13 protein-coding genes are annotated in these 11804 nt (G+C 69.6%); 3 read left to right on the top strand and 10 right to left on the bottom strand.

Going from position 1 to position 11804, the window contains the following annotated elements; translation table 11 throughout:
* Nucleotides 1–6 precede the first annotated feature (6 nt).
* Nucleotides 7–1077 (top strand): LacI family DNA-binding transcriptional regulator, encoded by a 1071-nt coding sequence (locus tag OHA18_RS02915; protein ID WP_329001980.1) that lies wholly within the window; start codon nt 7–9, stop codon nt 1075–1077.
* On the opposite strand, the gene OHA18_RS02910 is transcribed toward OHA18_RS02915, so the two are convergent.
* The 9 genes from OHA18_RS02910 to OHA18_RS02870 form a co-directional block, all read right to left on the bottom strand.
* Complete coding sequence (locus tag OHA18_RS02910) at nt 1067–1549, bottom strand: 2,4'-dihydroxyacetophenone dioxygenase family protein (RefSeq protein ID WP_329001979.1); 483 nt, start codon at nt 1547–1549, stop codon at nt 1067–1069. The genes OHA18_RS02915 and OHA18_RS02910 overlap by 11 nt on opposite strands.
* A gap of 10 nt (nt 1550–1559) precedes the next feature.
* A complete protein-coding gene (locus OHA18_RS02905) occupies nt 1560–2249 on the bottom strand; it encodes an SDR family NAD(P)-dependent oxidoreductase (RefSeq protein WP_329001978.1) in 690 nt (229 codons plus the stop codon).
* 79 nt (nt 2250–2328) lie between these two features.
* A complete protein-coding gene (locus tag OHA18_RS02900) occupies nt 2329–3489 on the bottom strand; it encodes a N(5)-(carboxyethyl)ornithine synthase (RefSeq protein ID WP_329001976.1) in 1161 nt (386 codons plus the stop codon).
* 54 nt (nt 3490–3543) lie between these two features.
* Nucleotides 3544–4167: a hypothetical protein gene (locus OHA18_RS02895; protein WP_329001974.1), complete on the bottom strand. Its 624-nt coding sequence runs from the start codon at nt 4165–4167 to the stop codon at nt 3544–3546.
* Between the two features lie 60 nt (nt 4168–4227).
* Nucleotides 4228–4911, bottom strand: a complete 684-nt coding sequence (locus tag OHA18_RS02890) for a hypothetical protein (protein ID WP_329001972.1) — start codon at nt 4909–4911, stop codon at nt 4228–4230.
* 81 nt (nt 4912–4992) lie between these two features.
* On the bottom strand, nt 4993–6531 hold the full coding sequence (locus OHA18_RS02885) for a precorrin-2 C(20)-methyltransferase (protein ID WP_329001971.1): 1539 nt from the start codon (nt 6529–6531) through the stop codon (nt 4993–4995).
* Complete coding sequence (locus tag OHA18_RS02880; RefSeq protein WP_329001970.1) at nt 6531–7160, bottom strand: precorrin-8X methylmutase; 630 nt, start codon at nt 7158–7160, stop codon at nt 6531–6533. Before OHA18_RS02880 ends, OHA18_RS02885 begins: the two co-directional genes overlap by 1 nt.
* The gene (locus OHA18_RS02875; RefSeq protein WP_329001969.1) at nt 7157–8245 is read right to left on the bottom strand and encodes a precorrin-3B synthase; all 1089 of its coding nucleotides are present in this window, start codon (nt 8243–8245) and stop codon (nt 7157–7159) included. Before OHA18_RS02875 ends, OHA18_RS02880 begins: the two co-directional genes overlap by 4 nt.
* 10 nt (nt 8246–8255) lie before the next feature.
* Nucleotides 8256–9422 (bottom strand): MFS transporter, encoded by a 1167-nt coding sequence (locus OHA18_RS02870; protein WP_329001967.1) that lies wholly within the window; start codon nt 9420–9422, stop codon nt 8256–8258.
* A gap of 118 nt (nt 9423–9540) precedes the next feature.
* Here OHA18_RS02870 and OHA18_RS02865 point away from each other — a divergent pair, with 118 nt between their 5' ends.
* Together OHA18_RS02865 and OHA18_RS02860 are read left to right on the top strand one after the other, a co-directional pair.
* Nucleotides 9541–10044, top strand: coding sequence for a mycothiol transferase (locus tag OHA18_RS02865; protein WP_329001966.1), 504 nt, complete (start codon nt 9541–9543; stop codon nt 10042–10044).
* Between the two features lie 51 nt (nt 10045–10095).
* Nucleotides 10096–10578: a MarR family winged helix-turn-helix transcriptional regulator gene (locus OHA18_RS02860; RefSeq protein WP_329001965.1), complete on the top strand. Its 483-nt coding sequence runs from the start codon at nt 10096–10098 to the stop codon at nt 10576–10578.
* A 250-nt stretch (nt 10579–10828) separates the two neighbouring features.
* Here the strand turns inward: OHA18_RS02860 and OHA18_RS02855 are convergent, their stop codons facing one another.
* Complete coding sequence (locus OHA18_RS02855) at nt 10829–11800, bottom strand: hypothetical protein (protein ID WP_329001964.1); 972 nt, start codon at nt 11798–11800, stop codon at nt 10829–10831.
* Nucleotides 11801–11804: the final 4 nt, after the last annotated feature.

Here is an 11804-nt window from a genome sequence, read left to right as displayed (position 1 = left end):
GGGCCCGTGGCAGGCAGGGGGACCTCGAGCACCGAACCCGCCGCTCACCCGAAGTCGCGGGGAGCGGCGCGGCGGGCGATGCGCCGCGGGCCGACCATCGACGACGTCGCGGAGCTCGCCGGAGTGTCCCGCGGTACGGTGTCGCGGGTCCTCAACGGCGGGCACTACGTCAGTGCGGCCTCGCTGGAGGCTGTGCAGCAGGCGATGGCGAAGACCGGGTACACCGTTAACCAGAGTGCCCGCAGCCTGGTCACCAAACGCTCGAATGCGATCGGGTTCGTGCTGTCGGAGCCACAGGAGCGCCTGTTCGAGGACCCGAACTTCAGTGTGCTGCTGCGATCGTGCACACAGGCGCTGGCCGAGCAGGACATCAGCCTGGTGCTGATGCTGGAGTCCAGCGATGCCGAGCGGGACCGGATCCTGCGGTACGTCCGCGGCGAGCACGTCGACGGAGTGCTGCTCATCTCGTCCCACTCCGGCGATCCGCTGATCGCAGAGCTGGCGCAGGGCAGAGTGCCGGCGGTTGTCTGCGGCAAGCCGTTCGCGCCCGGCGACACCCTCCCGTACGTCGCTGCCGACGACCGCGAAGGTGCTCGGCAGATGACGCGGTACCTGGTCGAGCAGGGACACAAGCGGATCGGGATGATCACCGCGCCGCAGATCGCCGGCGGACAGGAACGGCTGCAGGGGTACCAGGACGTGCTCGGGCGGAAGGCGCTCAAGCGGCTGGTGGTCTCCGCGACCGACTACAGCCAGGAGGCCGGCCGGCAGGCGACGGAGCAGCTGCTCAAGGCCAGCCCGGACGTGGACGCGGTGTTCGCGGCCTCGGACCTGCTCGCCTCCGGGGCTCTGGTCGAGCTTCGCCGGGCCGGCCGCCGGGTGCCGGAGGAAGTCGCCGTCGGCGGGTTCGACGACTCGCGGATCGCCCGGGAGTCGGACCCGCCGCTGACCACGATCCGGCAGCCGCTCGAGCTGGTCGCCCGGGAGATGGTGGACGTACTGCTGCGCCGGATCGCGGGCGAGGACGTGGAGCCGCGGATCCTGCCGACGGAGCTCGTGGTCCGCGCTAGCGGATGAACTGGTCCACGTAGTCCGCGCCCAGGCCGTTGGCGCCGTAGTGGTCGCGGCAGAGCTGGATCTTGGTGAAGGTGTCCTCGTAGCCGATCTGGTTGCCCGCCTCGTCGACGTAGATCATCGCGCCGGAGATGTTGAAGAACGTGATCATCTCGGTGCAGTCCTCGGGCACGCGCAGGGTGTGGATCTCGCCGGGTGGCTCGTACACGAACGAGCCGGTCTCGGCGACCCAGCCGTGTTCGTCGTACTGCCACTTGCCCTTGATCACGTAGCCGAACACCGCGCTCGGATGGCGGTGCCGGGACACGATGCCGGCGCGGGTGACCTTCAGCAGGTTGCACCACTGCCCGGTGACCGTGTTCAGCATCAACGGCCGGAACCACACGCCCGGCGCCTGCTGCACCCAGAGCCGGTCGTCGTCGGGCACCGCCTGGACGGCGATCTCCGCCGGTACACCTGCTGAAATCGGGATCATCCACAGCTCCTTACATGCTCTGATAGCCGCCGTCGACGGGAAGGATCGTGCCGGTGACGAAGGCCGCGTCGGGGCCGGTGAGGAACGCGATCGCGCCGGCGACCTCGTCGGGCGTGCCCCAGCGGGCCATCGGCGTACGGGACAGGATCCGGTCGGACGCGACCGGGTCGGACTGCAGGGCGGCGGTCAGATCGGTGGCGATCCAGCCCGGTGCGACCGCGTTCACCCGGATGCCGTCGGCGGCCCACGCGACGGCGAGTGACTTGGTCAGTTGGACGATGCCGCCCTTGGACGCGCTGTACGCCGGGACCAGCGGGCCGCCGAAGTAGCTCAGCATCGAGGCTACGTTGACGATGCAGCCGCTGCTCGCCGCGAGCAGGTCGTGTGCGGCCTCGGCGGCTCGCATCGCGCCGGTGAGGTTGATCTCGACGACCTCGCGGAAGACCTCCGGCCGGTGCTCGTCGCCGCGCCGGATGACGCCGGCCGCGTTGACCAGTACGTCGAGGGAGCCGAGCGAGCCGATCAGCGCCTCGAGGTCGGCCGGGCGACGGAGATCCAGCTCCACCTCGGACCAGTTCGCAGTGGGCGGGTGGGCGCCCAGGCCGGCGGCCACGACGTGCAGTCCGTCGGCGGCGAAGCGCCGTACCGTGGCGGCGCCGATGCCGCTGGTACCTCCGACGACGAGCGCGGTCCTGGTCATACAGGTCAGCCTGACGGTCGTCCGTCAGGCTGACCAGGTTCACCCGGAAGCCGGATCGGACCGATCCGGATCGCAGGGGTCAGAGCCGCGGGTACGGATAGTCGGGGGAGCGGCCCTGGAAGGAGAGGATGCCGGGATTGCGGATGGTGCCGCCCTCGATCTCGATCGCCCGGCTGAGGGTGGCGTCGGCGTGCCAGGCGGCGGGGCCTTCGAGGACCGGCCGGAGGAACGGCAGTAGCGCCTCGCTGATCTCCCAGGTCGCCGAGTTCCACAGGTACGACGGGCTGTGGTCGACGCCGTAGTACGTGATGTGGTCGCCGACCGTGAACGTCGGGTCGTCGAACCCGGTCGGCCGGGCCCAGCTGAACCCCATGCCCAGGTCGCAGGAGACGTCAACGATCAGGCTGCCGGGCGCGAAGTCGTCGAGATCCTCCTCGATCAGGAACGTCAGCGGCGCGTCCGGATCCTGCAGCACGCAGTTCACGATGATGTCGTGCTCGGCCAGGAACCCGGCCAGCGGCACCCGGCCGTCGTCGAGCAGCGCGTGGCTGCGGCGAGGATCGAGGGCGGCGCCGGGCTCGACCTCGTCCTGGTCGTACTGGACCATCCGGGCCGAGTGGATCGGCGAGCCGACGGCGGCCACGTCGCGACCGGTCAGGACGTCCACGTCGTGGACGCCGTGCGCGTTCAACGCGGTGACGGCTCCCCGGGCGGTCGCGCCGAATCCGATCACCACCGCCCGCAGCCGGCGGCCGTAGTCGCCGGTCGAGCCGATCAGCTCGAGCGCCTGCAGCACGGAGCAGTACCCGGCGAGTTCGTTGTTCTTGTGGAAGACGTGCAGGCTGAACCGGCCGTCAGCGGTCCAGTGGTTCATCGCCTCGAACGCGATCAGCGTCAGCCGGCGGTCGATCGCGGTCTGGGTGACTTTCTCGTCCTGCACGCAATGCGGCCAGCCCCAGAGCACCTGCCCGGTCCGGAGCTCGGCGAGATCCTCCGGCTGTGGTTTCGGCAGCACGATGACATCGGCGACAGCGATCAGCTCGTCCCGGTCGAGGACGCCGGCGACCGATTCGGCCAGCTGCTTGTCCGGGATCCCGAACTGCCGGCCGTAGCCGCTCTCGAGGTAGATGTGCCGGCGCAGATCATCGTCGATCCGCTCGAAGTGGTGCGGATGGATCGGCAGCCGATGCTCGTTCTCCTTGCGAGAACGGCCGATGACGCCGAGCGTTAACTGGTCCACGACGGGCCCCTTTGGTTACTGCCTGTTGTAGCACAGGGCCCGTCGCGCACCCGTTCAGCTGGTGCTGGCGTCGACCCGTTTGTGGTACCGCTGGCCGGCCTTCCCGCCGATCAGCGCCGCCAGCAGGGTGATCACCACAGCCGCGCTCACGGCGAGCAGTCCGCCGGTCGTCAGCGTCCGGTCAGCGATCGGCACCGACGGCAGATCCACCCGGTCGAGGACGTCGTACTGGGAACCGGCCAGCGCCGCGAGCCCGGCGACGACCGCCGTCACCACGACGCCGATCATCCAGACGCCGAACCCCTGCCGGGCGCCGTCGAAACGGGCCAGCCGCCCCGCGACGTACCCGCCGTTGTAGTACGCGATCAGCAGGATCGCCAGCAGGACCGCCACCGACGCGACCCCGATGGTGCCGGCGTTGTCGTTCCAGTCGATCGTGAGCGCGTAGTCGACCGCGGCCGCGATGGCGCCGACGATCCCGGTCAGCAACGCGATCAGCCCGATCGCGACGATCCAGCCGAAGAAGGCCGCGCCGGCCTGGAACCCGCGGTACGACGGATCGACTCCGTCGCGGGTCCCCGTGGTCCGGCCGGACGGCGTGGTGGTTCGATCTTCGTCGTACGTCTCGGACGGATCGAGCCGCTCGCTACGTGTGTCTTCCTGATGCTGCTGGGTCATTGCGGTTTCTCCTCACCAGACAGCCCCGTGCAACCATCCGGTACCCCGCAGTGAAACCCGCTAGCTGAGCAGTTCGTCGATCCGGTCGTGGTACCGGCGGCCGTTCTTGCCGCCGAGGATCGCCATCAGCAGCGTCAGGACCAGCAGCGCGGCAGCGGCGACGATGCCACCCAGCAGGAGCGTGTTGTCGGCCAGCGCCACGTCCGGCCAGTTGATCCTGCTGACCAGGTCGTACTGGTTGTCCAGCACCCAGCCGCCGCCACCCGCGATCACTCCGACCACCAGCGCGATCATCCACACGCCGAAGCCCTGCCGGCCGCCGTCGAAGCGCGCCAGCCGGCCGGCGACGTACCCGCCGGTGTAGAACGCGATCATCAGCATGAACGTGGAGACCGCCGCCGCGGTGATCAGGGCCGCGCCAGGCTGTGCCTTCGCGTCGCTGGTCGTGTAGTCGAGGACCTCGGCGGTCCCGAGCGAGGCCGCGGACACGGCTGCCAGCAGCAGGACCGACATCGAGATCGCGATCAGCCAGCCGAAGAACGCCGCGCCGAACTTGAACCCGCGGTACGACAACAGCTCCGGGGCGACCTCCGGCTCCGCGGGCGGCTGGTCGGGGATGGCAATCTTGCTCATCGCCCGGCTCGCGGCGGCGCGGGCCTCTTCGTACCGCTGGGTGGTCTCGTCGCCGACAGGTGTGGTCATCGTGGCGGTGCTGCCTGCGTCGCCGGGGTACTGCTGACTCATGTCCGGTGGCTCCTCACTGGTCGGCCTTCCGCGCGAGTCCCTACCCGTCCGCGTCGCGGCTGACACGGCTGCGGCGTGGATTTAACCGGCTCCTGGTGTGGGGTCACTCACCGTGGCCGGGTATCGGCGCGGAGTGAAGACCAACGGGCCATCGGGGCGGGGCACGGTGCGGGTCTGGGACGAGCCGACCAGGAGCAGGCACCGCATGTCAACCGTCTGAGCGTCGAGTTCGCCCAGGGTCGTCACGGTGATCGCCTCCTCCGGGCCGCCCACGTCCCGGCCGATCACGACGGGCGTGCCGGGGGAGCGGTGCTCCAGCAGCAGGTCGCGGGTCGCCGCCACCTGCCAGGTGCGGGACTTCGAGGCGGGGTTGTAGATCGCGATCGCCAGGTCGGCCGCGGCCGCCGCTGTCAGCCGCTGGGCGATCACGTCCCACGGCTTGAGCCGGTCCGACAGCGACAGGACGCAGTAGTCGTGCCCGAGCGGCGCTCCGACCCGGCTGGCGACGGCCTGGGCGGCGGTCATCCCGGGCAGCACGCGGACGGCGATATCGGCGTACTCCGGCTCCGACGCGACCTCCGTGACCGCACTGGCCATCGCGAACACGCCGGGGTCACCGGACGAGACCACGACCACGCTCGAGCCCTTGCGAGCCAGATCGAGGGCGAAGGCGGCTCGCTCGGACTCGACGCGGTTGTCCGACCCGTGCTTGCGCTGACGGGCACGGTCCGGCAGGCGGTCGACGTACGTCGTGTAGCCGATCACGTCGTCCGCGCCGGCGATCGCAGCGCGGACCTCGGGGGTCATCCACTCGGGTCCGGCCGGGCCGAGTCCTACTACGGTGACCGAGCCTTCGGTCGCGGTCTTGGTCGTCGGGGCCGCGAAGGTGTTGTTGATGGGGCTCGGGAGGAGGGCGAGGGAGAAGTACGGGACCTGCTCGGGATCGACCTCGTTGAGCGGGGCTGTGCGCTGGGCCTCGGTCGTAGCGCGTTCGACGTACCAGGCCTCGTCGGCGCGGCCCGCGAGCTCGAAGGCCTCGCGGACGTTCGCGAACGTGCGGCCGAGCTTCATCACCGCGGCCGCGTCGGTGTTGCGGAGCCGGTCCGCGAGTACGTCCGGTGGGAGGGTGCCGGGGAGGACGGTGAGGATCTCGTCGCGTTCACAGAGCGGGCGTCCGAGGACGGCGGCTGCCGCGCTCACCGACGTCACGCCCGGGACGACCTCGCACGGGTAGCGGTCGGCCAGGCGTTTGTGCATGTGCATGTACGAGCCGTAGAAGAGCGGATCGCCTTCCGCGAGTACGACGACGTCGCGGCCGGCGTCGAGATGCGCGGCGAGCCGGGCGGCGCAGTCGGCGTAGAAGTCGTCCATCGCGCCCTGGTATCCGCCAGGGTGATCCGTCGTCTCGGTGGTGAGCGGGTAGACGAGGTGCTCCTCGAGCTGTCCGGCCGTCAGGTACGGCGCGGCCACTGCGCGCGCGATGCTCCGCCCATGCCGGGCGCTGTGGAACGCGATCACGTCGGCGGCCCCGATCAACCTCGCCGCCTTCACGGTGACCAGCTCCGGGTCCCCGGGCCCGAGTCCCACACCCCAAAGCCGACCGGTGGTTGCCTCGCCCATTACTCCGCCTCACTTGCGATTGCGTTGATCGCGGCTGCGGTGATCGCGCTTCCGCCGCGGCGTCCCCGCACCACCAGGAATTCCAGGCCGAGCTCGTTCGCGGCCAGCGCCTCCTTGGACTCGGCAGCGCCGATGAACCCGACCGGGATCCCGAGCACCGCCGCCGGCCGGGGCGCACCTGCGGCAAGCGCGTCGAGGAGGTGGAACAACGTCGTCGGAGCGTTGCCGATAGCAACAACCGCCCCGCCGAGCTGCTCGCCCCACAGCTCGACCGCCGCCGCGCTCCTCGTTGTCCGCAGCTCCTGCGCGAGCCCGACGGTCCGGGGGTCCTGCAGCGTGCAGATCACCTCGTTGTCCGCGGGCAACCGCCGCCGCGTGATGCCGGCTGCGACCATCTGCGCGTCACACAGGATCGGTGCGCCGCCTTGCAGCGCGGCCCGCGCGTTCTTCACCACGTTCGGCGACCAGGCGAGGTCGGCGACGAGATCGGTCATCCCGCAGGCATGGATCATCCGGACGGCGACCTGCGCCACGTCGGCGGGCAACCCGTCCAGCGCCGCCTCGGCCCGGATCGTCGCGAACGACCGCCGGTAGATCTCCGCGCCGTCGCGCACGTACTCGTAGCTCACACCCGTACCCCGTCCACCAGATAACCGTTGCTCACCGCAACCACATCCACGAACCCGTCGGCCGGCTTCCCACATCGCCGCTCACATCCCGACCAATGCACCCGCCGCCCGTCCCGCGCGAACGTGGGCATCGACCGGGTCGCATCCGCGCGAACGTCAGCAAGTGCCTTGGCGCACCCCGGCCGGCCCGCGCAGGCGGTCACGCCGTCCCAGACCGACTCCGGCGTCGTGACCAACCCGACGTCCTCCAGCCCGGTTACGCCTGCGGGCACCACCACAGACCGCCACGGCGTGACTCGAACCTCATCGGCAACCCCCACCAGCACAGCAGCCTGCTCCTGCGTCAGACTCCCCAGCGGCACAGTCACCACCAGCGCTGAACCATGCACCCCAGCCGTCACCTTCGTCGCCCGGCTGTCCGCCATCTCGTCCGCCTGTAGCCCGAGGCCCTTGAGGATCTGCTGCTCGCCGTCCTCGACCTCGGCGATCCGCCATTCCTGATCACACACCGCCAGGAACGCCTCCGCGGCGGCCAGCATCAGGTCCGGCACGTCGGCCCACCCGACCCGCACGTGTCGGCTGCCGAGGCTCAGCACAGCAGCCCGGTCGTCCAGCGCTCGCACGGCAACATCTGCCTGCACGTCCGCCAGATCGCCCCGCCCGTCGTCCAGCGCGAACAGGAACCGCCCAGGCAGCTCCGCGAGCCCCGGATTGGCGCACAGCCCGCGGTCCAATGCAGTAACCACCGGAAGCACGTCGTACCGCGACTCTTCGTCCAGACCGGACAGCGGCGACGCCAGAATGTTGCGGACCCGCTCGTGCGCGATCGACGGCAGCAGACCAGCGACAAACAACCGGTCCGACAGCTCTCGCGGGCCGTCAGCGTCCAGCGCCCGGATCTGCACGTTCCCGCGGGACGTCAGCTCCAGCCGGCCGTCGCCCAGGTCGGCGGCAGCAACACGCAGTACCTCGAGCTGCTGGGCCGTCAGCCGCCCACCCGGCACCCGCACCCGAGCCAGACCGCCGTCTGCCGCCTGGTGCACTGCCAGCACGCCAGGGCATCGATCGGTCTCGGTCCGCGCCATGCCCGCGATGCTACGTCCCCGTGACCTCGTGTGTTCTGGACCACAGCAGTACTGCGACCGCCAGCGCCGCACACGCACCGCCGGCCACCATCGCCGCCGGCACGGACCACGCGTCCACCACCAGCCCGCCCAGCAACGCACCGATCGACAACACCGCCTGGTACGACGACGTGAACCACACCGTCGCCGCCTCGCGCGACTGTGGCGCCGCCTGGGCGAACATGCTCATCGAGCAGACGGGGATGCCGCCGTACCCGAGCCCCCAGACCACGAGCAGCGCAAGGGCTCCAGCGGCGGTGTGACCCGCGAGCGGCAGCAGGAGCGTCGCAGCCGCGATCAACCCGGCGCAGGTGGCGAACGTGGCGGTCAGGTTGCGCGCGGCCGCCGTACCCGCGATGAGGTTGCCGATCAGGCCGGCGGCTCCGTAGATGAGCAGGAACAGTCCAATGAGTTCCGGGCGTACGACGTCTCGCAGGAACGGCGTCACGTACGTGAAGGTCGCGAACTGTGCCGTCACGATCAGGCAGGTGACGATGAGGGCATTCCGGCTGCCACGGAGTGCCGCGCGGAGTACGGCGGCTCGGGTGACTTGCAGTGGCGGTAGCGGAGGCACGGTGGTCCGTAGCGCGACCAACGCCACCAGCGCGAGTACTCCGAGCGCTGCGAACGACGTACGCCAGCCCGCGAGCTGACCGACAAACGTGCCTACTGGTACGCCGAGTACTGAGCCGAGCGGGACGGCGGAGAAGATGACGGCCGTCGCTCGCGGTGCCCAGCGCTCCGGAACCAGCCTCCCCGCCAGACCTGCACCGATCGACCAGAAGCCGCCGACGGTGAGTCCGACGAGGAATCTGGCGAGCAGCTCGAGCCAGAAGACCGGCGCGGTCGCTGCGACGAAGCCAGCCGCGGCCAGCAGCACCATGAGCACGCAGAGCATGAGCCGGCGATCCAGCCGACCTGTCATGACAGTGACGACCGGTGCGGCGACCCCTGCGACCAGACCGGGCATGGTCATCAACCACCCGGTGCGGCCTGGCGTGAGCGCGAAGTCCGCGCCGATCGGGGTGAGGAGGCCGATGGGAAGGATCTCCGTGGTGACGATCGCGAAGATCCCCAACGTCACCGCGGCGACTCCGAACCACCGGACAGTCAGCGTACGGGTTTCCAGAAGAGTCATAGTGACGAGCGAACTAGTCGCAATAACCTCAAGCTCGCGGTTTTGCGACACCGCGGTGGTCGCCGAGCCAGCCGTCGCATTTCCGCGATTGTCGGTCCGGGGTGAGAGGGTGCGGCGCATGGTGCAGAGAGACCGGCCGTGGCCGGATGCCGACCTGACCCTGACGCAGTCGGTGATCGGGTATTTCGAGTTCGTCCACACCACCGCGGTGAACAAACTGGACGGGCTGGACGAGACGCAAGCGCGGGCGACGCCGCTCGCCACCTCGCCGGTGATGAATCCGTTGGGGCTGATCAAACACCTGACCGCGGTGCAGCGACAGCACATCCAGCGGACGATCGGCGGCCAGGACCTGCCGTCGCTGTGGCGGTCCGACGACCACGACTACGAGTTCCGGATCGGGCCGGACGAGACGATCGCGTCGGTCGTCTCGGCGTACGACGCGGAGTGGGAGCGGTCGCAGGAAACGCTGCGTTCGGTGGACTGGAGCGGGTTCGTGCAGGGGTATCACGGACCGGTGCGGGTCGAGCGGCTGCTGCTCGACGTACTCCAGGAGTCGGCGCGGCACCTCGGCCACCTCGACGTGGTCCGCGAGCTGATCGACGGCGCCCGCGGAGAATGATCTAACTCGGGATCATCTGCGGGCAGACGATTCCGCGCTACTCTCGAAGGTATGGCGCAACCTCCGGAACGTACCGTGCCCGACCTGACCGGCTATCTCACCCACGCCGGCCATGTCCTGGAGACCCAGCTGTCCGCGGCGCTCGCGGAGATCGGCCTCACGCTGCGGATGCAGTGCGTCCTGCGGCACGCGCTCGAAGCCGAACGCACCCAGATCCAGCTCGCCGAGCTCGCGTACCTCGACAAGACCACCATGGTCGTCACCGTCGACGCCCTGGAGAAGGCCGGATACGCCGAACGCAAACCCTCCACGACCGACCGCCGCGCCCGCATCATCGCCGTCACCGACGCCGGCGCCAAGATCGCCGCCGAGGGCCAGAAAATCGTCGACCAGGTCCACGCCGACGCCCTCGAAGCCCTCGCCGCACCCCAACGCAAAACCTTCATCGACGCAGTCACCACCCTCGTCGACGGCCCCCTCTCCACCCCCACCACAGCCCAACCGGTCCGCCGCTCCCGCCAACGCACGAGCTGACCCGCGGGCCGGCCTGGCAGCGCGAACGTTAAGGTCCTAATCCATCACTCGGGGTCCGGGCCGGCCGGATTGGTCCTGCGGTCTGTCTCGCCGGTGCTCTACCCAACTTTGAGAAGCCATCGACCACAATTCCGTGCTGGAACTGGGCGGTGGCTTCTCAAAGTTGGGTGGAGACCGAGGCGGAGGAGGGCTGGGGGTGTACTCCGCGTTGGCTGAGGGGATTACGTCGTCAACGTTGCTTGACGAGGCACTAGCTGGGCACGTACTCCGTCAGCTCCTGCCAGGACTGCCTGGTGTCCTCGGAATCACCATGTGGCTGCCGGAACAGGCGGACGTATGAGGCGATCTCGGCCAGCGACCACCACACATCGAAGAGTTCCAAGGCCGCGGCTCGTGGCGTGACCGGGCCGGCCTCCGACTGGTACGCCGGCAGCACGTCGGTCGGCCCGCCGAGGATCGCCGCCAGGTCGCGTTCGCGCGGGGCGAGCCGTACGGTCTCCCAGTCGACCAGGCGCATGCGGCCGGCGTCGCCGTTTCGCGGCGCGGTCGACGCAGCGTCGTCGGTGACGCGGAGGACGTTCGCGCTGTGCGGTTCGCCATGCGTTACGACCCAGGGCTCGTCCGACGCCTCGATCTCGCGCGCCAGCGCGTCGTAGTGTTCCAGCCTGCGGTGCACGTATTCGTACGCGCCCGCGAGCCGCAGGCGGGTGGGTTCGGCGTACGGACCTGTGGACCAGCGCCGGTCGAGGTCCGCGAGTGCGGCCAGAAGTGCGTCGCAGTCCGGTACTGCGAAATCCCAGCGCTGCAAGGCATCTGGTGGCGTTGCTGCATGGAGGCGGCCGACGATCCGGGCGATCTGTTCGCGCTCCGCCGGGTCGTCCCAGGCGCCGTCCGGAGTACTCCACCCGTGGAGATAAGGCAGGACCTGGAACGTCCAGCCTGGTAGCGCTTCGCGAACCAGCCGGCCGGTGCGATCGGGCAACGGAGGTACGACGAACTCGTAGCCGCGGTCGGCCAGCTGCCGGGCCGTCTGTATGGCGGACGCAATCGTCTGCTCGCCATCCGAGCCGACTCGCTCCGCGGTCACAAACCACCGCGGTCCGTCGTCGCCGGACGCAATCCAGTGGTAGCTACCGAACCCCACCGGCGCGTAGCTCACCTCCGTGGCGCCGAAACCCCAATGCTCATTGAGGATCCCGGCCACGAGGTCGCAGGAGTTCATCCGA

The organism is Kribbella sp. NBC_00709 (assembly GCF_036226565.1).
In the GTDB taxonomy this organism is placed as follows: domain Bacteria; phylum Actinomycetota; class Actinomycetes; order Propionibacteriales; family Kribbellaceae; genus Kribbella.
This window is presented reverse-complemented; position numbering and strand designations above follow the sequence as displayed.